This window comes from Haloferula sp., assembly GCF_049672945.1.
In the GTDB taxonomy this organism is placed as follows: Bacteria; Verrucomicrobiota; Verrucomicrobiia; order Verrucomicrobiales; family Akkermansiaceae; genus Haloferula.
In genome coordinates this window covers 1-20,605 of sequence record NZ_JBATWY010000023.1, presented here as the reverse complement: position 1 = coordinate 20,605, position 20,605 = coordinate 1, and the positions used below count along the sequence as shown (strand labels likewise).

Sequence of the window (20,605 nt, the reverse complement as noted above, 5' to 3'; positions counted from 1 at the left end):
GCCAGAATGAAACTGTGGCTCAGGATCCTGATCAGCGCGTTGGTCGTCATCCTGCTCGGATCGCTGAGCGGGATTCTCGGACAAGCCTCTGACCGTTCCTGGTATCAAGCACTCAATCGACCACCCGGCACTCCGCCCGGCTGGGTCTTTGGTCCGGTTTGGACGGTTCTTTACGCGCTGATGGGTGCCGCTTTCGCGCTCGTCTGGCATCAAGCCGCCGGCACGCCCCACCGCGCGGCTGCGATTCGCCTGTTCGTCATCCAGATGCTCCTCAATCTCAGCTGGACGCCCGTCTTCTTCGGTGCTCAACAGATTCTCCCAGCACTGCTGATCATCATCAGCCTGTGGGTCCTCATCCTGCTGACGATTCGCCGATTTTTGAAGGTCGATGCAACCGCCGCCAAGCTCCTGATTCCCTACCTGATCTGGGTCAGCTACGCGACCTATTTGAATGCAGGTTTCCTCGCCCTGAACTGAAGGAAAGCGGGAAAGCAGGATTGGACAAACGCGCCGTGACGTACATCCTCCCGCCCTCATGAGCTTCCGAGGCACCTACACCGCCCTCATCACCCCCTTCCGCAATGGCGAAGTCGATCGCCCGGCCTTTCAGGCACTGATCGAACGCCAGATTGCGGCAGGCGTTGATGGAATCGTTCCTGTCGGCACCACCGGCGAGTCTCCGACCCTGAACGGCGCCGAGCATATCGAAGTCATCAAGCTCGCGGTCGAATATGCCGCCCGTCGATGTCAGGTGGTGGCCGGAACCGGGGCCAACTCCACTTCCGAAGCCATCGAACTCACCAAGGCGGCTGAACAGGCTGGGGCGACCAGTTCGCTGCAGGTCTGCCCATACTACAACAAGCCGTCTCAGGAAGGCCTCTATCAGCATTTCAAAGCCATCGCCGAGCAAACCGAATTGCCGATCATGCTCTACAGCATCCCCGGCCGCTCGGTGATTGAGATTGCGATTGAAACCGCAGCCCGACTCGCCGCCGATTGCCCCAACATCACCGCCATCAAGGAAGCCGGCGGTTCGGTCGATCGAGTCAACCAGCTCGTCCAGGCCCTCCCCGAGAACTTCGCCATTCTTTCCGGCGACGATCCGCTCACGCTGCCCTTCATGGCCTGCGGCGCGACCGGTCTGGTCTCGGTGGCCGGCAACATCATTCCCGACGTCATGGCCCGCCTCGTTCGCGCCTGCCTCAATGGCTCGTATGATGAAGCCTTCGTCATCCAGAAGCAGTACTACCCGCTCTTCCGCGGCTTGATGTCGCTCGAAGTGAATCCCGTCCCGATCAAGGAAGCGGTCGCCATGCAAGGTCACTGCTCCAACGAAATCCGCCTGCCGCTGGTTCCCCTCAATCCTGAGCAAAGCGATTCCCTCCGCCAGCTGCTCGAAGAGTTTTCCCTCCTGTCCTGAGCCATGAACCGAATCCTCGTCACCGGAAAATCCGGCCGTATGGGCCAAGCGGTCATTGAAGCCGTCAATGCGAATCCTGATACCGAAGTCGCTTCCACGCACGACGCCGGCGAAGACCTCGTCGCGGCCATGGCCAAGGCCGACACCGTCATCGATTTCACCATTCACTCCTTCACCGCGGAGCTGGTCGAAGAAGCTCTCAAACAGGGCACGCGACTCGTGATCGGCACGACGGGACACACCGTTGAAGAACGGGACACGATCTTCAAAGCCTCGAAGTCGCTACCGATCGTCTTTGCCCCCAACTACTCGGTCGGAGTCAACACCCTCTTCTGGCTCACCCGCAAGGCGGCCAAGGTCCTCAAACAGGAGACTTTCGACATCGAGGTCACCGAAATGCATCACCGCCACAAGATCGACGCCCCTTCCGGAACCGCCCGGCGTCTTCTTGAAATCCTCAACGAAGAAACCGCCACGAGTTACGAGAAGGATGTCAAACACGGTCGCTTCGGGATCACCGGTGCCCGCCCCCAGCGCGAAATCGGCATGCACACCTTGCGCGGTGGCGATGTCGTCGGCGATCACACCGTCATGTTCGCTGCCGATGGCGAACGGGTCGAACTCACCCACAAGGCCTCCTCACGCATGACCTTTGCATCGGGAGCAGTCCGGGCGGCCATCTGGCTCGCGGACCAGCCTGCCGGTCTTTACGACATGCAGGACGTTCTCGATTTGAAATAGCGAACGCGGTTTCGCTGTCCCCTCCCACTGATGACCGAACGTGCCGCCATCGCCCTCGGTTCCAATCTCGGCGATCGCCTGCAGAACCTCCGGGCCGCGCGGGAGCTCTTGAAGAAGCTCAGCGCGCCGAATGGAGATCTCCTTCAGGCACCAATCTATCAGACGGCTCCGGTCGCCTGTCCCGAAGGCTCCCCCGACTTCTACAACACCGTGCTTGAGATCAGCTACGCCGGAACCCCGCACGAACTCCTCGATGCCACCCAAGCCATCGAATTCCACCTTGGCCGCCTTCCAGGCACGGAAAGGAACGCCCCGAGAGTCGTCGATCTGGACATCCTCTACCTCGGCGAGGCCACCGAGACCGGCGGCTTGCTCGAACTCCCCCATCCCCGCCTCACTTCCCGCCGCTTCGTCCTTCAACCGCTGGCCGACATCCGGCCCGAACTCATCCTTCCGGGAGACGGCGTCACCATCGCCGAGCACCTCTCGCATCTCGATACCGATGAGCCCCCTCTGGCACTCGTCCAGGGAGCCTGGTAGTCACCTGACTTGTCACCTGCCTTCCCAAACCTGATGTTCCTCCCGTGACCGGCCTCGAAAAAGCCCAAGCCATCCTTCAGCGGAAGAACGGCAAACGCCTCGCGACCCTGACAGCCTACGACTACCCGACCGCCAGACTCCTGGACGAAGCGGGGGTCGATCTGCTGCTTGTCGGCGACTCGCTGGGCATGGTTGTCCTCGGCTTTCCCGATACCACCCACGTCACGATGGAGGACATGCTCCACCACACCGCGGCGGTTGCCCGCGCGAAGACGAAAGCCATCGTCGTCGCCGACCTCCCGATCAACAGCTACGACACCCCCGCCATGGCATTGGACAATGCCAGACGACTCATCGATGCCGGCGCCGAAGCGGTAAAACTCGAAGGCGGCATCCGGCAGGCGGAAAAGGTCCATGCCATCACCACGATGGGCATTCCCGTCTGCGGCCACATCGGCATGCTTCCTCAACGTGTCCTCGAAGAAGGCGGCTACAGGAAGAAAGGAAAAACTCCCGAACAAGCGAGCGCCCTGCTCGAGGGAGCCAACGCTCTGGTCGAAGCCGGCGTCTTCGCCATCGTGCTCGAAAGCGTCATCCCGGAAGTCGCGCGCCATCTCACTGCCGAACTCAGCGTTCCCACCATCGGTATTGGCAGCGGCGGCGAGAGTTGCGACGGAGAAGTCGCCGTCATCACCGACCTGTTAGGCAGCTACCCCTGGTTCGTCCCCCCATTTGCCCAACCCGAAGCCGATCTCTCCTCAAGCATCACGCAAGCGGTCACCGCCTACAGAAATCGAATCCAGAAGCCTTGAACTTGACGCTTCCCAACATCACAAATGGTGAGTCCCGAAAAACAGGCCGCGCTCGATGAACGCATGGCAAAGCTCGGCATCCTCGAAGCCGATCTGATCGAGAAGTTTATTCTCGGCTCCGGGGCAGGCGGTCAGAAAATCAACAAGACCCACTCTTGCGTCTATCTCAAGCACGAGCCCAGCGGCATCGAAGTCAAAAATCAATCGTCTCGCTCCCGCGAGATGAATCGCTATCAGGCCCGCCGTGACCTCTGTGATGCTTTCGACGAAATCCGCCTCGGCAAAGCCTCCAAACGTCAGCAGGAGATGGAAAAAGTGCGTCGTCAAAAGCGCCGTCGCTCCCGACGCTCCAAACAGCGCTCTGTCGCCGACAAGCGCATCCTCTCTAACAAGAAAAACCTCCGCCGCTCTCCCGGCCGCGACGACTGAATATGGAGAAGGAGTTTGCAACTCCTTTGGTCCCACCAAAAGGCACTATCCTTTCAGGGAAGGCCTTGGGCATCGAGAGTCCTTATGGGCCCAACAACGGACTTCCAAAGTCCGTCTCCCTATTTCCTCAACAGCGCCCTTCCGCCTTCTTCACAACTGCATAGCGTCTCCTCAGCTCATCCAAGCAGGAATCGACCAAGCCTTCATCGAGGTGGTGGACATCCTGACCACGACCGAGTTCTCGAAGCAGCAAGACCGTTAGCTCACCACCGAGGTGCTCCCGAAATTCCTCGAGTCCCTCGTGAATCCGGCGGCGACCGTCTTCATCACGCAGATCCAGGGCCTCGTGCCAAAGCGGCAATTTCAGCATTTCGATCACATCGATCACCCGCTCCGCGTCACACTCGCGCAGCAGGCCACACTTCGCCGAGTAAAGGGTATCCAAGGCCAGCCCGACCGCAACCGCATGGGCATGGCTCAGGGAAAAACCACTCAACTGCTCGAGCTTGTGGGCCGCCCAATGTCCGAAATCAAGCGGACGGCTGCTCCCCGATTCGAAAGGGTCGCCCCCTTCCGCAATATGCTTGGCATGTTGCAGCGCCGAGCGCTCGACACATTCCTCTAACACCTCCGGCTTGAGTTCGGCCAGAGCCTCCATGTTCATCGAAATCCATTGGAAGAATTCGTCATCCTTCACCAGCGCCACCTTCACCGCCTCGATCAGACCAGCCCGTCGCGTTTCCTCATCCTGACTGTGCAAAAACTGAAAATCATTCACCACCGCGAACGGCACCGCAAAGGCACCGACCCAGTTCTTCTTGCCAAAGCGATTGACGGCGCACTTTACCCCCACTCCGCTGTCATCCTGGGAAAGCGTCGTCGTCGGAAAACGAACAAGACGAACCCCGCGATGAGCCGTCGCCAGCGCGAAGCCCGTGGCATCCAGAAAAGCTCCGCCACCAATCGTGATCACGTACGAATGCCGGTCGATGTGTTCTTCATCGATCGTGTGCCAAACAGCTTCCACCAACTCGTCGCCATTTTTCACCGTCTCACCCCCCTTCAGAACCCTGATTCCACGCCAATCAAATCCCAGATCGGCAAAATAGCCTTCGATCTCCGAGGCGAGCTTCGGCCACAAATCAACCACCGCTTCTTCCACAAGCACGAGCACCCGGCGCCCTCCTCCTTCTTCCAACAGTTCGGCCAGCAATGAATTGTCCGACGAAAAGGCATCGCGTGTAAAACACACGCGGTGCTTGAAATTCAGCGGAATCAGGAAATCGTGGCGGGGCATCTCGTTAGGTGGCAGTATGCCCCGTTCTACGCAGATCGACCAATGATTCTTAGCATTCAATGACCGAAACTCTCTTTGAAACCCGCTGGCTCGGAGTTTACCGCATCGGACGGTGGGACTTTGTCCGGCGTCCCAATGCCGAATCCTCGGTCGGAGTCCTCGCCATTACGCGCGAAGACGAGGTCGTTCTCATCGAACAATTCCGCGTCCCGGTCCAGCGTCCGGTGATCGAAATTCCTGCAGGACTGGTGGGCGATGAGGACGAGCACCGCGGCGAAGCGATTGCCGCCACCGCTCACCGCGAACTGCTCGAGGAAACCGGATACTACGCCGGCAAGATCGAGACCCTGATCGTTTCACCGACCTCCGCTGGCTTGACCAGCGAGTTCACCCATCTCTTTCTCGCCACCGATCTAGACAAGCGTGAAGCTGGCGGCGGTGTGGGGGAGGAAGAGATCAAAATCCATCTCGTGCCGCGAGCGGAGCTCAGAACCTGGCTCAGACAGAAGGAAGACGAGGGGCTCGCAGTGGACTTCAAAATCCACGCCGCCCTTTGGTGTGCGGGTCTTTAGCAGGGACCAAGGGCGCTCCCGCCCTTTCGGACAACTCAAGGAGCTCGCCTCACAGCGACGCCCAGGCACCAAGCACAGGGCATGATGGCCCTTTTCTGCCTCAACCGTTCCACTCACCAAAGGACCGGAACTTGTCGTAGCGCTGATCCAACATTTTCTTCACCGAGAGCTTCGAGAGTTCTTCAATTTGACCTAACACCGATTCCTTGAGCGAGGCCGCAGTCGCCACGTGGTCGTGATGCGCCCCACCCATGGCTTCCGGAATGACGCCGTCGATCAAGCCGAGTTTCAACAGGTCGGGTGCGGCCAATTTCATGGCTTCAGCGGCTTCCGGAGCATGCTTGCGGTGCTTCCACAGAATGGCCGCACAACCTTCCGGACTAATCACCGAGTAGTAGGAATTTTCAAGCATCAGCACCCGGTCCGCCACTCCGATCCCGAGAGCTCCGCCGGATCCTCCTTCACCAAGTACCACGGCCACAATCGGCACCTGAAGCAACATCATCTCACGCAGGTTGTAGGCAATCGCTTCCGCAATGTTCCGCTCCTCCGCGCCGATACCGGGATAGGCGCCCGGCGTATCGATCATGCACACCACCGGCAACTTGAACTTCTCGGCAAGCTTCATCAGCCGCATCGCCTTGCGGTAGCCCTCCGGGTTGGCACTGCCGAAATTCCGTTTAAGATTCTCCTTCGTGTCCCGCCCCTTCTGGTGCCCCACGACCACCACCCGCTGATCCCCGATCGTGGCAAAGCCTCCGGGCATCGCGTGATCATCGCCGATCCGCCGATCACCGTGCAACTCACAAAAGTTGGTGAATGAGTGAGCCAGGTAATCAAGCATGAAGGGCCGCTGGGTATGACGGGCAATCTGTACTCGCTGCCATGAAGTCAGGTTTTTGTAAATCTGTCGCCGCGTCTCGGCGACCTTGGCCTCCATGGTGGCAATTTCCGAGGACATGTCGATGTTCTGGGAAACGGATTGGGTCCGAAGCTTGTCCAACTCGCGTTCGAGTTCGGCAATGGGTTTTTCAAATTCAAGGAGCTGCATCAGGAAATCAGTGTCGGCGTGGCGTGAATTTAGCGGGTCGAGGAACGGAATTCCACCTCATTCCCCACTCGGAGCAAAAGCGCCAATTCTTCGGCATCGGCAGGAGCCAGATAAAAGCCTTGAGCAAGCTCATCCTCGGCCACCGATGCTTTCTCCGGCAGGGCGGTGATCATCGCTGGCACTCGCCCGATGCTGAAGAACTTGATGGCACCACGGTAGTCGGACGAGGAAGGAGGCACCCGGCGATCTCCCAGCATCCCGCCCTTCCCATCGATCTTTGACTTCAAATCTCCAGATGGAGCTCCCACCACCGCAAGAAGGGGGTATTCACGAACAAATCGATCCTCATCCCACAGCGAAAGCACCTTCTTCTGAGGTTCGATGAGCACTTTGAAATCGAGCGGCATCACGGTCAACTCGTCCCCGGGCTGCAGCGACTTCAAGTCCATCAGTCCATTGAGGTGCATGATCATGTCGAGGCTCGTGTCGAACTTCGCAGCGATTCCCAAATAGGAATCCCCCCGTTTGACGACGTAGACCTTCTTGTTGGTCATCCGGCCGGCCGACAACAGCTCATCCAGATTCATTTCACCCACAATCCTGCGCGCCTCGCTGGCAGCTTTGGAACGAGGGTAGATGCTGACGACCGTCCTCAGCTTGTCTCTCGCACCCTGCAAATCACCAATGGCAATCAGTTCGCGCGCCTTCTCAAAAATTTTGGCTCCGGGATCAATCTCCGGCAGTTCAGAATCGGCTTCCGGCAACGCAAGCAGTGGCTTGCCTTCAACATGGACCGGCACCATTTCGCCGAGAACCCCGCCCACAGGCTCGTAACGCACGTGACGGACGACCATTCCCGTAAGCACGACCACACCGAGAACCATCAGGCCCGCGACGATTTTGATCAGCATCCAGAGGCTCATGCTGGAGCAATCATCTAGAGAAGTCCGCGTCTCTGGAAGTCGAATCGGTTGATCGCCCAAGATCTCAGGATCATCTCGAAACTGAACTTGAAGATCGATACCTCCCACGCGTCATCCACGCCTTCGATTACCGCTTTGGCAGGGTTTCCCGCGATGCGCTCGGCCTCCATGACACGATCTCGCACGACCTCCAGCGAATCATGGACGATCTCCTCGTTGACCTGGCCCCGCTTGAAGCGGAATCCATAGTTCAAGAACGCTAGGTCCTGACCTTGGGCCCGCATTTTCTCAACCATCGCGTCAAAACGTTCGCGAGCCTTGTCCGTGAATCCCTCGAGCTCAATCTCCGAGTATCCGTCGGGTCGGACAATCTGTGGCTTGAGAGCCTCGACCTCCCCACTGCGGATCCGGATCTTCCCGGCGCTGTCCATCAATTCGCTCAAGAGCAGGAACTCGAACCGGGTCTCCCCGAAGGTATCGATCCGTCGATCCGGCTCCAACAGAACCCGGGTCGACTCCATCGCGTATTGAATGTCGTCAGGAGAATGCATGCGCCATGTTCGATGATAACCGCCAATGTGCAAAGAAAACGGGCGGACCCTTGATGGAGCCCGCCCGCCACTGAAAAATTTCAGATGACTGGAATCAGCCCTTGGCCTTGGTCACGTAGGTGATCACGTCACCGACGGACTGGAGCTTTTCGGCCTCTTCGTCAGGCACTTCGATTTCGAATTCTTCTTCGAACGCCATCACCAGCTCGACCGTGTCCAGCGAGTCAGCACCGAGATCCTCGATGAATTTGGCCTCAGGATTCACTTGGTCGGCATTAACGCCGAGCTGGTCGACGATGATGTCCTTAACGCGGTCTTCGATGCTCTTGTCAGACATGGTGTAATTCTAGTTGGAACTGCAAAAGGGCTTACGCGATGAAGCCGGATCTTGGCAACCCCGAAAAAGTTCTAAACTCGGGGTTCTGAGGCATCCTTGCCGGCGCTCTCCCCGGATTCTTCCTCTTCGGCTTCATAATCGATGATTTCCCCGGAAAATCTCGCCTTCAGGGCTTCCATCAGTTTCTCCGCCGGTTCTCCGTCCTCAGCCTTGAAACCGCCGTAGGTCAATCCATCGATCCGGATCTTCCGCTCGCCCCCGGACCCATCGTCCGCCCACGCCACTGCCAGACCCTTGCCGCTCCACTTCCTCAGATCAAGCCGCACCAGATCCTTGATGGCCACCGCTTTGCCACCCGCGGGCTGAAAGGTATCGCCATCGATCACCATTTTCCGACCCAGCGTTCGAAGGAGGAAGAACAGCGCAATCACCAGCAGGATCACGCAGACCCCGAAGACCCACCACTGTTCCTGAATCTTCCTCTGCGTGAAAGCCTTCTCAGGAGGACTCTTTGCGAGACCCGTGTCCTGCCGATACGTATCAAAATAAGCCTTCGGGTTGCTCACCCCTTTCTCTGCCATCGCGGCGTGATCCTGAAGCATCTCAGGCCACATGATCGGCAGTGCCGTGCCTTCAGGCAGCAGTGTGGCATCCTCCGGGACGGACACTTCCTGCGCGGCTGCGTAGGCTTTCCACTCCTCCGGACTCATCGCGGCCCCGCTGGCTGTGTAATCCTCGGCGGCCTTCTTGAATGACTCGGAGAGGTAGTAGGAGAGATTCGCTTCACGATAGCCTGTCTTGCCGTCTTTGTAGAAAAGCACGGCAAAGACTCCGAACATCAGGATCATCGCTGCGGCTCGCAGAAGAAACCAGGGGGTGGGTTTGCAGACGACAGGTTCGTTCATGGGCTTGAACTCAAGAAAACCCGCCGATCGCCCCCTTGGCAAGCCTCACGGCACTCATCAGCTTTTGACCTCGGCCGCCGGCTAGTCCAAGTTCCCGCCGCCGATGGCCTTTTCCGAACAGTTCGACCAACTCCTCAGCCAACCGTCCGCGCTCCTCAGGCGCTTCGGAAGGATGATCGAGCCCACCTCCGATTCCCAGCTTGAGCACCTCGCCCGCGAGTCCCAACGCCTCACCCGCTACCATTTCGGCCGCACCATGAGGCTCTTCGCTCCGCTTTACCTCTCAAACGAGTGCGTCAACAACTGCAAATACTGCGGATTCTCCCGCGACAACGCCATCCTGCGCACCACCTTGACTGTCGCTCAGGTCGTGCAGGAAGCCAAACACCTCCACACCCTTGGCTTCCGCAACATCCTGCTGGTTGCCGGCGAACACCCGAAATTCGTTTCCGATGGCTACCTTCAGGAATGTCTCGATGCCCTTAAAGGTTTCATCCCGACCCTTGGCATTGAGGTCGGCCCGATGGAGGACGACCAGTACGCCGAAATCGTCGGACACGGCGCGGAAGGCCTGATCGTCTATCAGGAAACCTACCATCGCCCGACCTACACCACGCTTCACACCGCCGGGCCGAAGAAAAACTTCGACTGGCGGCTCGACTGCCCGGAACGCGCCTATGCCGGCGGATTCCGGCGGATTGGCATCGGTGCCCTCTTCGGCCTCGCCGAATGGCGCCATGAAGCCATGGCCCTCGCCGCTCACTTGGAGTATCTCTACCGACATTGCTGGAAAGCCCAGTTCACCATCGCCTTCCCGCGCATGCGCCCCTACGCAGGAAACTACGAGTATCAGCCGGATCCGGATCTCTTCCTTTCCGATCGCTCCCTCGTCCAGCTCGTCGCCGCCTTCCGCATCTGCTTTCCCCAGGTCGGCATCGTTCTTTCAACCCGCGAACCTGCCCGCCTCCGCGACTCCCTCGCGCCACTCGGCATCACCACGATGTCTGCCGGCGCAAAGACCGAACCCGGAGGATACACCGGCGCCGGTCACGACGACCTCCACCTCACCGTGAAAGGACGCCGTGTGGAAATGGAGAACGCCTCCGGCTGTGAACGCGCCACCGAACAATTCAAGATCGACGACTCGCGCTCCCCCGCAGAAGTCGCCGCCATGCTCAAGCAACGCGGCCTCGATCCCGTCTGGAAAGACTGGGACGAAGCCATTCTCGGCTCCTGACCTCCATGACTCTCACCATCAACGGCACCTCCCGGACTTTCGATGCCACCGAATTCCGAATCGATTCCCTGCTCGCCGAACTCGGTCTCGCCGGCAAGCCGGTCGTCATCGAATTGAACCGCAATCCCGTCCTGCCCGCCGACTATTCCAAGACGACGATCAGCGATGGCTCCGAGCTGGAAATCGTCATGATCGCGGCAGGCGGCTGACCCTCCCTATTCCGGCAACGGAACCTTCTCCCCAAAGTGCCTGGGCTGGGTATCCAGCACTCGCACATCGAGCCACATCTTGACGCGGGCACCAATCTCGCGCAGCCGCGTTTTGAGTCCTCCCTGGCCTTCCACGTCCTTCGCGTTGAATCCTGAATAGCTCTCAAACCCCTTGGCCTTCGCCAGATAGGACGCGCGTTCATTCTGGAAACGTTGAGAAATGAAAATCACATTCTCGACACCAAAAATCTCCTTCGCGCGCACCACCGAATCCAAAGTACGAAGGCCGGCGTAGTCGCAGATGATCTTGTCGGCTGGTATCCCTTTTTCAATCAGGGCCTGCCGCATCCGCTTGGGCTCGTTGTAGTACTTCGTGCGATTGTCGCCGGAAACAATCACGCAGCGCGCCTTGCCCGCTTTCCATACTTCGGCCGCAGCATCGATCCGGTAGCGAAAATAGAGATTCTCCCGGCCATCGATCCGGTCGTCGCATCCGAAAACCAGCATCACCCCGCCATCCGGCAGACGCGATGGATCGTCGTAGAGTTTGCCAGCCCCTGCCAACACCGCAGCCACATTCGCCCAAACGATGAACGCCACTCCGAGACAGACTAGCGTGAACAGCGTCAGCGCCAAACGCTTCAAAAACTTCTTTCCTCGACCTGGAGTCTTCACGTCGGCGGACCTCCCACGGTCTTTTTCGTCCACGCCATCATCGCCTTGAGCGACTCCTCGAAGCGCGTTCCAATCGGCTCCCGTGGCGCCAGCACGCGCAGACTCTCGGGCTGATCGTCCCGGAAGACCACATGCCTGGTACGCCCCACAAGCTCGCCATCAACCTCCAACGGCACCATCCGGTCAGCCGTGACCTCGAGCGACTCCGTCTGAAAGTACTCGACCGTCGAATTACTGAAATCCACACCGCCAAGCGCGATGCCCCGCAGCGAATCCAGCACCAGCTTGTAGCCCGCCTCCTTGAAGACCAGCACATCCAGTTTGTTATCGTTGTTGTCCGCCTTATGGAAGAGCTTGAACTGACCGCCATAGAGCGAGCCATTGCCAGCCAGCACCGCCACGCCCTCTTCCACACGACCGTCATCAGCCTTCACCGTCATCAATGGCGGCCGCTCGCCGAGCACCTTTACCGCCGACAAAAGATAGGCCAAAGGACCAAGCATCTTTTTGCTCTCCCAAGTGGTCTCCTCGATCACCGCCGCATCAAAGCCCACACCCGCCATTTGCACGAATGGCGTTCCGTTGGCTTCGAACAAATCCACTTCCCTAACATGACCCTCGAGAATCACTTCAAAGGCGCGGTCGAGATGGTCATACGGAATCCCCAGCTCGCGCGCGAAAACATTCATCGTCCCGGTCGGCAACACGCCAAGCGCCGTCCTCGTGCCCGCAAGCCCCTTGACCACCGCATTGAGGGTGCCATCACCACCGGCAGCGATCACAATGTCCTCACCCTGTTCGGCAAATCGACGCGAAAGCGCTTCGGCCTCCTCTGCAGAACGGGTCGCGTAAAGCGCCAGACCCGCCGCATTGTCCATCAGAAATTCCAAAGCCCGACGCCCCCTCTGGCTGCGGGCCTTGGGGTTGAACAGAACCGGGTATCGTCGTGGGAGAATCACCTGCGGCAATTCAACTCATCCTGAAGCGATCCCGCAAGCACTGAGCCGCTCCATCAGCAGGGATACCGGCAGTCCCATGACATTGTCGAAGCTCCCCTCAATGCCCTCCACCAGCATCGCGCCATGTTCCTGGATCCCGTAGGCACCCGCCTTGTCCAGCGGATCCACCTTTTCGAAATAGGCCTCGATCACCTCTTCGCCGAATGCCTTGAAGCGAACCTCCGTCAGCTCGTGGAAGCGCTCGACCTTTCCTCCGGGAAAGACCAGACAAACCCCGGTGCAAACCGTGTGGGAACGCCCTGCTAGTCGTCTCAAAGTCGCTCTCGCCTCATCCAGACTGCCGGGTTTGCCGAGCGGATCTCCATCGATCCAAACGAGGGTATCAGCCCCGATCACCACCGCATCCGGAACCTGAACGCCCAGAGCCTTCAATTCCGCATTCCTCTCGCAGAGTTCCGCCAATGGCATGCTCTCATCATGCAGCTCCTCGGCGGGAGAAGCCATCACCTCGAACTTCAAACCCTCCCGGACCAGCAATTCCCGCCGCCGGGGCGATGTCGAAGCGAGCACAATCCTCATGGACCCGATCTAGACCCCGGATTGACTCACCGCAACCCCTCATTAACGCAATTCACTTGCAATAGTATAAATCAGATGCATTCTACCTGCATGCGCTTCTGGTCCTGCCTTATTTCTCTCCTTCTCGCCCCCACGCTTTTCGCAGCTGAACTGCGGGTCGCCAGCCTGCATCCGCTTCTCGGTGACCTTGCCCGCCAGGTCGGCGGCGAGCGCGTCGTCGTGATCGATCTGCTCGGAAAAAATTCGGACCCCCACCATTTCGAGCCTGCCCCCGAGCAACTACGCGAAATGGGCGATGTCGACATTTTCCTCGCTTCCGGCATGGGCCTGGAAAGCTACCTCGCCAATCTTCGGACGATCATCCCCTCGTCGAGTGAGCTCGTCATTCTCGGTGACCAGCTTCCTTCGATGGAAGGGGCCTGCAACGACCCGGATCACGATCATCACGATCACGCCATCGATCCGCATTGGTGGCACTCGATCGATCACTTCCGCCGGGCCACCACGCTTACTGCCAAGGCCTTTTCCCAAGCCGATCCCGAAGGCGCGGAAGTCTATCAATCCAACGCCCTCGCCTATCGCGAAACCCTCAACGAACTGGAGCGATGGACTCGTCGCGAAATCGCCCGGATTCCCCAGAAAAACCGCATTCTTGCCACTGCCCACGCCGCCTTCGGTTACTTCTGTCGCGACTACGGCTTCAAAGCCATCCCCGTCAGCGGAATCAACCGAGAGCAGATGCCGGATCCCCGCACACTCGCCAAGCTCATCAACGAGCTCCAAGCCTCCAAGGTCCCCGTCATCTTCCCCGAAACCGCCTCCAACCCAAAGACCCTCGCAGCTCTAACAGAAGAAGCGGGCGTCACTCTCGCCCCCCCGCTCAACGCCGACGGCTCGACCACCGATTCCTACGAGTCCATGATGCGCCATAATGTCCGCACCATCGTTGGAGCCCTGAAATAGGAAAAGCCGCATAGCGGACCAACTGCGATACAGTTCGAATCGAGCCGCGATGACTCATCTCGTCAAAGGAGCCACCTCGCCGCTGAGACCAACCCACTTTGTTTCGCAGCAGCACCGCGCACCCCACCTCAACGTGCACCCCAACTCAACGTGCACCCCAACTCAACGTGCACCCCAACTCAACGCGCACCCCAACTCAACGCGCACCCCAACTCACCGCGCACCCCACCTCAACGTGCACCCCACCGAGGTCGCGTAGCGACCCCCCATGATAGCCGTGGGTTTCAACCCACGGACGACTTCCCCTCTTGATCCGCGTCGCGTAGCGACGCATCATCCCGGTCGACATGGCGAACACCTACACCCGCCTGCTCTACCATTGCGTTTGGAGCACCAAAGACCGATCACCGATCATCCACGAAAAGATCGAATCAAAAGTCTGGGCCTATCTCGCCGGCATCGCCCAACGAAACAAGATCCACGCCATCCGTATCGGAGGCATTGAAAACCACGTCCATCTCCTTATCGAAATCCCCAAGACGATGGCCGTCGCGGAAGCAATCAAGCAACTCAAAGGCGGAAGCTCTTTGTGGATCAATTCCGAAAACCTCACCAATGCCCACTTCGCATGGCAAGATGGATACAGCGCTTTCACCGTGAGCCCCTCCGCTATTCCCGATGTCGTCAAATACATCGCCAATCAGCGCGAGCATCATCGTCACAAGACTTTCGAAGATGAGTACCGCTCTTTCTTGGAAAAGCACGGCGTCGATTTTGATGAAGCCTATGTGTTTGGCTGAAGAGGGTCGAACGACATGAACCGTCGCGACGCGACGGAAATACAACGATCCCCTCTCCGTGGGCTGAAGCCCACGGCTATCATGATCTGCCCCGACGGGGCAACGAGGCGGCTCCTCCAACTCTCGGACTCAACTCACCCCCACCTCGGACTCAACCCTCCACCCGGATGCTCACCGAGCGCCCGTGCGCGTCGAGGCCTTCGATCCGAGCAAATTCTTCCACCGAGGCCAGCGATTTCTTCACCGCTCCGGCATCAAGTTTCACCACACTCGTCCGGCGTTGGAATTGATCCGCTCTCAATCCGGAGAACGAACGTCCCCCGCCACCCGTCGGCAAGGTGTGACTTGGTCCGGCCAGGAAATCACCGACGGCAACCGCCGAATAATTGCCGACGTAAATCGCCCCGGCCGTGCGGATCTCGCGCAACCACCTTTTCTCTTCGGCACAGATCAACGACAAGTGCTCGGGCGCGAAATCATTCGAAATCGCCACGCCATCGGCGAACGATTTCACATGTAAAACGAATGTCTCCTTCTTGATCACTTCACGAATGTAGTCCGCCCGCGAAAGCGTCTTCAACTGCCGATCAATCGCTTTCCGGACCCTTCCAATCAATGCCTTCGAATCACTCACGAAGCCAATCACGCTGTCCCCGCCGTGCTCGGCCTGGGCCAGTAGGTCCGCGGCAATGAACTCAGCATTCCCCATCTTGTCGGCCAACACAAGGATCTCACTCGGCCCCGGCAACAGATCAATCGATACCGCACCGACCAACTGTCGCTTCGCCTCGACCACAAACTTGTTTCCTGGCCCAAAGACCCGGTCGACCGGACGCACCGACTTCGTTCCCAAAGCCATCGCCGCAATCGCCTGTGCCCCCCCGACCTTGATCACTTCACGCACCCCGGATGCGTACAAAGCGTAAAGCAAAGCTGCATTCACCTTTCCATCCGGACCACAAGGCGTCGCTCCGAGAATCTCCGGAACCTTCGCCGCCTTGGCGAAGCCCGCCGTCATCAAAGCCGTCGATACCAGCGGTGCCTTCCCACCGGGAACATAGACTCCCACACGATCAAATGGCGTGAAGCGCTCGCCCACGCGTGCACCTTCCGCATTCCGATATGACCAGTCTTTCCGCAAGCTGCGCTTCGCAAACCCGGTGATGTTCTTCAAGCTTGCCGCCACTGCCTTCTTCGTCGCCGGAGAGACGGCCTTCTTCGCCTCCGCGAACTCAGCCTCGCTGACGAAAAGACGCTTTGACGTCAGCTCCACCCGATCAAATCGCTTGGCATAGTCGAAGAGCGCCTCGTCACCTCTAACCGCGACATCGGAGATGATCCCCGAAACCAGGTCCCGCACATCATCGCCGGGAATCGCGCGGCGATTCAGGGTCTTGACGAACGAGGCATAGCCGGAATCGCGATAGCTGAGAACTTTCATACGTTGGGAAAACTCCGCGGACTCTGCCTTTCCTGCCGTCCACGGCCAAGCTTCAATAGTAAGGCCGCAACATCAGGTAACACACCGGCCCCGTGATCGCGACGTAGAGCCAAAGCGGAAACACCCAGCGCGCCATCCGTCGATGAGCCGCAAAGCGATTGGTCAGCGCGGCAACCAGTGTAAAGAGAATGAACGGAAAACTCACCGCCGCCGAAATGATGTGGGTGATCAACAGAAAGAAATAGACCGTCCGCATCGGACCCTCGCCGGTGTAGCGGGTCGGATCGTTCGTCATATGGTAGGCGACGTAGGAAAGAAGAAACAATACCGACAGGCCCATCGCCGTCAGCATCGCCGCCCGATGAGCTGCAACCTTGCCCTGCTTGATGAACACCAGCGCAAGAATCAGCACGACGGCTCCCGCGGCATTCACCCCGGCATGAAACGGCGGCAACATCGAAGTATCCCAGCCTTCAGGCAATGGAATGCGCACCTTCTGCATCACCGCCACCAAACCCAGCACCACGACCGTCAGCACCCAGGCGACCACCCTGAGCTTGCGATAAAGCACCTCGTTTTCAGGCTTCGCCAACCACTCGGAACGTTCCTCACTCATTGCTTATCGAGTTCTTTTCGGATACGATCATACATCTCCAGCTTCAGCCGGCCGTAGAGTCCGGGATCACGCTCCACAGCTTCATCCGATCGTGCCGATACCAAAGGCCATTTGCCAATCACCTTGAAATCCCGATCAACCAGCAGGAATCCCATGTCGTGGGAAAAGCGCCCATTGCTGGCGATGTCCACCGGATTCCTCCAGCGCTTGATCTTGAAAAACTTCAGCGTGTTCTCGAGATAGTCGTGAGTCGCCTGCTCCCCCTCGGCCCGCACGAACCACCAGTTCTTCGAGTCGGCACCGAGCGCCTCGCCATAGGACTTCAGTTGCTCGACCTGATCGGTCTCGGGATCGACCGTGATGCAAACGATCCTGAAATCCGGATCGCTTTCAAACTGCTTGTAGATCTCCACCAACTCCTTGCCGTTGCGCACCGCACAATGCGGGCAGACGGCAAAAAACTGGGCAATCAAGGTCACCTCACCCTTGATGTCGGAGAGCTTCACCGCTTCCCCATCCTGATTGGTCAACTCGATGTCCTTCTCGATCTCGAACATCTCCTCGATTTCCTCACGGCCGGCATTCGACACCAACGACAACTCCGCTTCCGGCACCTGTTCACCAAGTCCGCGGAAGAAGATCAGCATCGCCACCGAAAGAACGATGACCGCAGAATAGATGAGAATGGTTTGAGCTTTGCGATTCATGACTTGTTAGAGGGCGGAGGCTCATCGGCTGCCGGTTGCTCGAGCACGTAGTCGATTGTTTCGTAAAGCATCTCCTCGAGCGTCTCGACATTGCTCTTTTCCAAACCCTCGGAACGACCTTCCGCATCCCACTTGGCGGCTTGTTCAAAATCGAAGGGAACCGGATTGCGGAAGTTCAATTCCTTGCCGTCCTTGTTCTTGGCGCGGACCGTGGCCTGCCGCAGATGGCGGTCGCGATCAATCAACACCAGCGAAGGATCATACTCCCACGTACCATCCTTCTCCTGCGGAACGAGCTGCGCCTTCAGACGACGTTTGAGAAACTTGTGCACGCTGTCTTCACTCGCTCCTGCCAGCCACCAGAACGGCAACTCAGCACCTAGTTCCTTGGCATACTCCGCCAGCTTGGCAGGAGGCTCGTTCTCCGGATCGACCGTCAGCATCACGATGTGGAAATCCTCGCGATCCCCGTAACGCTCCTTCAGCTTCTCCAAAACCTTCCGCGTCTCCTTCCATCCCTCGGGCTGTTCAAAGCTGACCGGGGAAATCACGAACACATCCCCCGCCAGATCCAGCAATCCGGCCTCGCCTTCATCCTGACGCCAGACGCGGAAATTCTTATCCAAGCGCCCCTGCCCCAGGGCCGGACGATCGTCCCCTGCCTGACGCTTCGCTGATTGATTGTAAGCGATCAGGATGCCGAAGCCGCTGACGAGCATCAGGGCCACCAGCACGATCCCGGTGAATCGCAGTTTCTTCGGGTCGCGAACGGCCGGTTCGAGGTCTTCAGCAGGATACCGCTTCATGGGGCGGCGGAAACTAGACTACCTCCATGCAAACGCAAGTAATCCCAGCTCGAGAGGTAGGTAGAGCAAGGTAAACAAGAACAGCTTGCGGAAAGAAGTCCGCTCGCCATCCCGCATGAAGCGGCCCGAAAGCCCCGCCATGATCAGCCCCAACAACACCCCTCCGCCAAGCGCGATGTGACCCGGAATACCCGGCGTCAGACCGCTCAGCCATGGCCAAAGCGGCAGAAATGCCAAAAACAACGAGAAAACCGCACTCAGCAGCGCACTCCGTCGCCCCGAAACATCCCCGTCGCTCCACATCTTGTAGCCGGCCGCTTCATATTCCTCACGGCACAACCAATTGATCGCCACGAAGTGCGGCAGTTGCCACAGGAAAAGCAGCGCAAAGAGAAACGCAGCGCCCTGATCCAGGCCATGCCCCGGCACCGCCACCCAGCCCATCACCGGCGGGATCGCCCCGGGGATGGCCCCGACCAGCGTGTTGGCGCTGCTGAGCCGCTTCATCGGCGTATAAATGAACACATAGACCGCCACCGTCACGGCCGCCAGCACCGCCGGGAGGGTCCCGACTTTCACCGCCAGGTGGATGATACCCGCCGCCGAGAGAATCCATCCCACCCCAAAGGCCAGCAACGGATCCATCCGCCGCGAGGGCAAGGGCCGGTCCGCCGTGCGCTTCATCCGCGCATCCAAATCCACCTCCATCAGCTGATTAAAAGCCGCCGAACCGAAAGCCGCCGCGGCCGTGCCAACCAAAGTGTGGACCAGCAGCATCAGGTCGAAGTCCTGACCCTTCGAAGCCAGCAGGAACCCGAAAAAGGTCGTGATCAGCACGAACACGTTCAGCCTTACCTTCGTCAGCACCGCCAAATCCTGGCGCAAACCCGGCGCCGGATTGGTCACGAGCTCTTCGCTCTCGCTGGTCGGTTCATCGCTCATCGTTCGTCCCGCACGAAGGAAAGGCGCATTCGCCATCCGCGCACGGAAAATCGACCGATCCCGGAAAATGCCGCTCTTCGGGAAACCGTCGTTGCACTTCGGAAGAACTGCCGCTCAATAGACCCCCACCCATGCGGAACCTCTCTGAAAACATCTGGCTGCTGACCTACCCCCTCCGGGTCTTCGGAGCCGACATCATCCGCAATGTCACGGTCATCCGCTTGAGCTCGGGAAATCTGCTCATCCACTCGACCGGACCCTTCACGACCTCCGACACCAAGGCCATCCGACAACTGGGCACCCCTTCCTGGCTGGTCGAATCCATGCTGGATCACGATACCTTCAGCCGCGAAGGCCAGTCCGCTTTTCCTGAAATCCCCTACTACGCCCCTCCCGGCTTCAAGAATCCATCTGGCCTCCCTGTCCAATCCCTCGCCGAAGCTCCACTTGAGTGGTCCGGAGAAATCGACATCCTGATAATCGATGGTGTCCCCTCCTTCGGCGAATACGTTTTCCTGCACCGCTCGTCGCGGACCTTGATCGTCACCGACCTGATCTTCAACTACGTGAAGGCCCCCAGCCTGTGGACGAAGCTCCTGCTCTACCCCGCCCTCGGCTTCCACCATGCTCCAGGCATGTCGAAGCGCTTTCGTGGAGCGATAAAGGAAAAAGCCGCCTTCAGGAGTTCGCTTGAGCAAATCATGACATGGGACTTCGATCGCATCATCGTCGGCCACGGACAGGTCATCGAGTCCGGCGGGAAAAATGAGTCTCACATGATGTTCCAAGAACTCGGTTTCCTGTAGCAGCATAACAGTTCTCCGTCCCATCGAGACGACCCATGATAGCCGTTGACTCAAGTGGCTTACACCGCACCCGTTTCCGTCCCATCGGGACGACCCATGGTAGCCGTGGACTTCATTCCACGGTAAGCGGGGTAAACGCCGCCCTTTCTGAAGCCTATCTTTCGCCCGGATTTCGGCCCATTCTGGCCGGATGGCCAAGAAAACCATCCCCAAGCCGTGGTGCGTCGCCGACGTGACCTTCGTCGAGATCGAGATCACCTGCCCGAGCCAGCGCCAGATGCGTATTG

26 protein-coding genes are annotated in these 20,605 nt (G+C 58.7%); 12 read left to right on the top strand and 14 right to left on the bottom strand.

Annotated features, from left to right (window positions below; all coding sequences use genetic code 11):
* The first annotated feature begins 6 nt into the window (after positions 1-6).
* Genes WBG04_RS02115 through WBG04_RS02090 form a run of 6 tightly spaced genes read left to right on the top strand, consistent with a single transcriptional unit; the run spans position 7 to position 3,942 of the window.
* Entirely contained in the window at positions 7-477 is a 471-nt protein-coding gene (locus tag WBG04_RS02115) for a TspO/MBR family protein (RefSeq protein ID WP_424312696.1), read from the top strand.
* Positions 478-535: 58 nt separating this feature from the next.
* Positions 536-1,420: a 4-hydroxy-tetrahydrodipicolinate synthase gene (gene dapA / locus WBG04_RS02110; RefSeq protein WP_424312695.1), complete on the top strand. Its 885-nt coding sequence runs from the start codon at positions 536-538 to the stop codon at positions 1,418-1,420.
* A 3-nt stretch (positions 1,421-1,423) separates the two neighbouring features.
* Positions 1,424-2,161 (top strand): 4-hydroxy-tetrahydrodipicolinate reductase, encoded by a 738-nt coding sequence (dapB, locus tag WBG04_RS02105; RefSeq protein WP_424312694.1) that lies wholly within the window; start codon positions 1,424-1,426, stop codon positions 2,159-2,161.
* A gap of 30 nt (positions 2,162-2,191) precedes the next feature.
* Positions 2,192-2,701 (top strand): 2-amino-4-hydroxy-6-hydroxymethyldihydropteridine diphosphokinase, encoded by a 510-nt coding sequence (gene folK, locus WBG04_RS02100; RefSeq protein ID WP_424312693.1) that lies wholly within the window; start codon positions 2,192-2,194, stop codon positions 2,699-2,701.
* A gap of 44 nt (positions 2,702-2,745) precedes the next feature.
* The gene (gene panB, locus WBG04_RS02095; RefSeq protein WP_424312692.1) at positions 2,746-3,513 is read left to right on the top strand and encodes a 3-methyl-2-oxobutanoate hydroxymethyltransferase; all 768 of its coding nucleotides are present in this window, start codon (positions 2,746-2,748) and stop codon (positions 3,511-3,513) included.
* 24 nt (positions 3,514-3,537) lie between these two features.
* Positions 3,538-3,942, top strand: coding sequence for a peptide chain release factor family protein (locus WBG04_RS02090; protein WP_424312691.1), 405 nt, complete (start codon positions 3,538-3,540; stop codon positions 3,940-3,942).
* 127 nt (positions 3,943-4,069) lie between these two features.
* Here WBG04_RS02090 and WBG04_RS02085 read toward each other — a convergent pair whose 3' ends face one another.
* Positions 4,070-5,239 carry a 3-dehydroquinate synthase gene (locus WBG04_RS02085; protein ID WP_424312690.1) on the bottom strand — a complete coding sequence of 390 codons (1,170 nt, stop codon included), beginning with the start codon at positions 5,237-5,239 and terminating at the stop codon, positions 4,070-4,072.
* Positions 5,240-5,298: 59 nt separating this feature from the next.
* Between WBG04_RS02085 and WBG04_RS02080 the strand changes: the two genes are divergently transcribed.
* On the top strand, positions 5,299-5,811 hold the full coding sequence (locus WBG04_RS02080; RefSeq protein WP_424312689.1) for an NUDIX hydrolase: 513 nt from the start codon (positions 5,299-5,301) through the stop codon (positions 5,809-5,811).
* Between the two features lie 100 nt (positions 5,812-5,911).
* Here the strand turns inward: WBG04_RS02080 and WBG04_RS02075 are convergent, their stop codons facing one another.
* From WBG04_RS02075 to WBG04_RS02055, 5 genes are all read right to left on the bottom strand, one after another.
* On the bottom strand, positions 5,912-6,862 hold the full coding sequence (locus tag WBG04_RS02075; RefSeq protein ID WP_424312688.1) for an acetyl-CoA carboxylase carboxyltransferase subunit alpha: 951 nt from the start codon (positions 6,860-6,862) through the stop codon (positions 5,912-5,914).
* Positions 6,863-6,891: 29 nt separating this feature from the next.
* On the bottom strand, positions 6,892-7,785 hold the full coding sequence (locus WBG04_RS02070; RefSeq protein WP_424312687.1) for a LysM peptidoglycan-binding domain-containing protein: 894 nt from the start codon (positions 7,783-7,785) through the stop codon (positions 6,892-6,894).
* Between the two features lie 14 nt (positions 7,786-7,799).
* Entirely contained in the window at positions 7,800-8,336 is a 537-nt protein-coding gene (locus WBG04_RS02065; protein ID WP_424312686.1) for a hypothetical protein, read from the bottom strand.
* 94 nt (positions 8,337-8,430) lie between these two features.
* The gene (locus WBG04_RS02060; RefSeq protein WP_424312685.1) at positions 8,431-8,673 is read right to left on the bottom strand and encodes an acyl carrier protein; all 243 of its coding nucleotides are present in this window, start codon (positions 8,671-8,673) and stop codon (positions 8,431-8,433) included.
* Positions 8,674-8,744: 71 nt separating this feature from the next.
* Positions 8,745-9,578: a hypothetical protein gene (locus WBG04_RS02055; protein WP_424312684.1), complete on the bottom strand. Its 834-nt coding sequence runs from the start codon at positions 9,576-9,578 to the stop codon at positions 8,745-8,747.
* A 103-nt stretch (positions 9,579-9,681) separates the two neighbouring features.
* Here WBG04_RS02055 and thiH point away from each other — a divergent pair, with 103 nt between their 5' ends.
* Complete coding sequence (thiH, locus tag WBG04_RS02050; protein ID WP_424312683.1) at positions 9,682-10,815, top strand: 2-iminoacetate synthase ThiH; 1,134 nt, start codon at positions 9,682-9,684, stop codon at positions 10,813-10,815.
* Between the two features lie 5 nt (positions 10,816-10,820).
* Positions 10,821-11,024, top strand: a complete 204-nt coding sequence (gene thiS / locus WBG04_RS02045; protein ID WP_424312682.1) for a sulfur carrier protein ThiS — start codon at positions 10,821-10,823, stop codon at positions 11,022-11,024.
* A 6-nt stretch (positions 11,025-11,030) separates the two neighbouring features.
* On the opposite strand, the gene WBG04_RS02040 is transcribed toward thiS, so the two are convergent.
* From WBG04_RS02040 to WBG04_RS02030, 3 genes are read right to left on the bottom strand one after another with little or no spacing between them, the layout of a single operon-like run.
* A complete protein-coding gene (locus tag WBG04_RS02040) occupies positions 11,031-11,699 on the bottom strand; it encodes a SanA/YdcF family protein (protein ID WP_424312681.1) in 669 nt (222 codons plus the stop codon).
* Positions 11,696-12,658, bottom strand: a complete 963-nt coding sequence (locus tag WBG04_RS02035) for a diacylglycerol/lipid kinase family protein (protein WP_424312680.1) — start codon at positions 12,656-12,658, stop codon at positions 11,696-11,698. Before WBG04_RS02035 ends, WBG04_RS02040 begins: the two co-directional genes overlap by 4 nt.
* Before the next feature lie 15 nt (positions 12,659-12,673).
* The gene (locus WBG04_RS02030) at positions 12,674-13,237 is read right to left on the bottom strand and encodes a Maf family protein (RefSeq protein ID WP_424312679.1); all 564 of its coding nucleotides are present in this window, start codon (positions 13,235-13,237) and stop codon (positions 12,674-12,676) included.
* A gap of 75 nt (positions 13,238-13,312) precedes the next feature.
* Here WBG04_RS02030 and WBG04_RS02025 point away from each other — a divergent pair, with 75 nt between their 5' ends.
* Together WBG04_RS02025 and tnpA are read left to right on the top strand one after the other, a co-directional pair.
* On the top strand, positions 13,313-14,200 hold the full coding sequence (locus WBG04_RS02025) for a metal ABC transporter substrate-binding protein (RefSeq protein ID WP_424312678.1): 888 nt from the start codon (positions 13,313-13,315) through the stop codon (positions 14,198-14,200).
* A gap of 347 nt (positions 14,201-14,547) precedes the next feature.
* Positions 14,548-15,000 carry an IS200/IS605 family transposase gene (gene tnpA, locus WBG04_RS02020; protein WP_424312677.1) on the top strand — a complete coding sequence of 151 codons (453 nt, stop codon included), beginning with the start codon at positions 14,548-14,550 and terminating at the stop codon, positions 14,998-15,000.
* A gap of 151 nt (positions 15,001-15,151) precedes the next feature.
* Here the strand turns inward: tnpA and hisD are convergent, their stop codons facing one another.
* From hisD to cyoE, 5 genes are read right to left on the bottom strand one after another with little or no spacing between them, the layout of a single operon-like run.
* Positions 15,152-16,441, bottom strand: coding sequence for a histidinol dehydrogenase (gene hisD / locus WBG04_RS02015; protein WP_424312676.1), 1,290 nt, complete (start codon positions 16,439-16,441; stop codon positions 15,152-15,154).
* 52 nt (positions 16,442-16,493) lie between these two features.
* Positions 16,494-17,057 (bottom strand): DUF420 domain-containing protein, encoded by a 564-nt coding sequence (locus WBG04_RS02010; protein WP_424312675.1) that lies wholly within the window; start codon positions 17,055-17,057, stop codon positions 16,494-16,496.
* Positions 17,054-17,764 (bottom strand): SCO family protein, encoded by a 711-nt coding sequence (locus tag WBG04_RS02005; protein WP_424312674.1) that lies wholly within the window; start codon positions 17,762-17,764, stop codon positions 17,054-17,056. Before WBG04_RS02005 ends, WBG04_RS02010 begins: the two co-directional genes overlap by 4 nt.
* Complete coding sequence (locus tag WBG04_RS02000) at positions 17,761-18,570, bottom strand: SCO family protein (RefSeq protein ID WP_424312673.1); 810 nt, start codon at positions 18,568-18,570, stop codon at positions 17,761-17,763. The genes WBG04_RS02005 and WBG04_RS02000 overlap by 4 nt, the downstream gene beginning before the upstream one ends.
* Before the next feature lie 18 nt (positions 18,571-18,588).
* On the bottom strand, positions 18,589-19,512 hold the full coding sequence (gene cyoE / locus WBG04_RS01995; RefSeq protein ID WP_424312672.1) for a heme o synthase: 924 nt from the start codon (positions 19,510-19,512) through the stop codon (positions 18,589-18,591).
* Positions 19,513-19,643: 131 nt separating this feature from the next.
* Between cyoE and WBG04_RS01990 the strand changes: the two genes are divergently transcribed.
* Positions 19,644-20,318 carry a DUF4336 domain-containing protein gene (locus WBG04_RS01990; RefSeq protein WP_424312671.1) on the top strand — a complete coding sequence of 225 codons (675 nt, stop codon included), beginning with the start codon at positions 19,644-19,646 and terminating at the stop codon, positions 20,316-20,318.
* Positions 20,319-20,605: the final 287 nt, after the last annotated feature.

Excerpts from the sequence above, each read along its gene's own strand:
- thiH (WP_424312683.1), top strand. The coding sequence starts at position 9,682 with ATGGCCTTTTCCGAACAGTTCGACCAACTCCTCAGCCAACCGTCCGCG.
- WBG04_RS02065 (WP_424312686.1), bottom strand. The coding sequence starts at position 8,336 with ATGCATTCTCCTGACGACATTCAATACGCGATGGAGTCGACCCGGGTT.
- tnpA (WP_424312677.1), top strand. The coding sequence starts at position 14,548 with ATGGCGAACACCTACACCCGCCTGCTCTACCATTGCGTTTGGAGCACC.
- WBG04_RS02005 (WP_424312674.1), bottom strand. The coding sequence starts at position 17,764 with ATGAATCGCAAAGCTCAAACCATTCTCATCTATTCTGCGGTCATCGTT.
- WBG04_RS02070 (WP_424312687.1), bottom strand. The coding sequence starts at position 7,785 with ATGAGCCTCTGGATGCTGATCAAAATCGTCGCGGGCCTGATGGTTCTC.
- WBG04_RS02010 (WP_424312675.1), bottom strand. The coding sequence starts at position 17,057 with ATGAGTGAGGAACGTTCCGAGTGGTTGGCGAAGCCTGAAAACGAGGTG.
- dapB (WP_424312694.1), top strand. The coding sequence starts at position 1,424 with ATGAACCGAATCCTCGTCACCGGAAAATCCGGCCGTATGGGCCAAGCG.
- WBG04_RS02075 (WP_424312688.1), bottom strand. The coding sequence starts at position 6,862 with ATGCAGCTCCTTGAATTTGAAAAACCCATTGCCGAACTCGAACGCGAG.
- WBG04_RS01990 (WP_424312671.1), top strand. The coding sequence starts at position 19,644 with ATGCGGAACCTCTCTGAAAACATCTGGCTGCTGACCTACCCCCTCCGG.
- WBG04_RS02030 (WP_424312679.1), bottom strand. The coding sequence starts at position 13,237 with ATGAGGATTGTGCTCGCTTCGACATCGCCCCGGCGGCGGGAATTGCTG.
- WBG04_RS02090 (WP_424312691.1), top strand. The coding sequence starts at position 3,538 with ATGGTGAGTCCCGAAAAACAGGCCGCGCTCGATGAACGCATGGCAAAG.
- WBG04_RS02085 (WP_424312690.1), bottom strand. The coding sequence starts at position 5,239 with ATGCCCCGCCACGATTTCCTGATTCCGCTGAATTTCAAGCACCGCGTG.
- folK (WP_424312693.1), top strand. The coding sequence starts at position 2,192 with ATGACCGAACGTGCCGCCATCGCCCTCGGTTCCAATCTCGGCGATCGC.
- WBG04_RS02060 (WP_424312685.1), bottom strand. The coding sequence starts at position 8,673 with ATGTCTGACAAGAGCATCGAAGACCGCGTTAAGGACATCATCGTCGAC.
- dapA (WP_424312695.1), top strand. The coding sequence starts at position 536 with ATGAGCTTCCGAGGCACCTACACCGCCCTCATCACCCCCTTCCGCAAT.
- WBG04_RS02055 (WP_424312684.1), bottom strand. The coding sequence starts at position 9,578 with ATGAACGAACCTGTCGTCTGCAAACCCACCCCCTGGTTTCTTCTGCGA.
- WBG04_RS02000 (WP_424312673.1), bottom strand. The coding sequence starts at position 18,570 with ATGAAGCGGTATCCTGCTGAAGACCTCGAACCGGCCGTTCGCGACCCG.
- WBG04_RS02115 (WP_424312696.1), top strand. The coding sequence starts at position 7 with ATGAAACTGTGGCTCAGGATCCTGATCAGCGCGTTGGTCGTCATCCTG.
- cyoE (WP_424312672.1), bottom strand. The coding sequence starts at position 19,512 with ATGAGCGATGAACCGACCAGCGAGAGCGAAGAGCTCGTGACCAATCCG.
- WBG04_RS02025 (WP_424312678.1), top strand. The coding sequence starts at position 13,313 with ATGCATTCTACCTGCATGCGCTTCTGGTCCTGCCTTATTTCTCTCCTT.
- WBG04_RS02080 (WP_424312689.1), top strand. The coding sequence starts at position 5,299 with ATGACCGAAACTCTCTTTGAAACCCGCTGGCTCGGAGTTTACCGCATC.
- hisD (WP_424312676.1), bottom strand. The coding sequence starts at position 16,441 with ATGAAAGTTCTCAGCTATCGCGATTCCGGCTATGCCTCGTTCGTCAAG.
- thiS (WP_424312682.1), top strand. The coding sequence starts at position 10,821 with ATGACTCTCACCATCAACGGCACCTCCCGGACTTTCGATGCCACCGAA.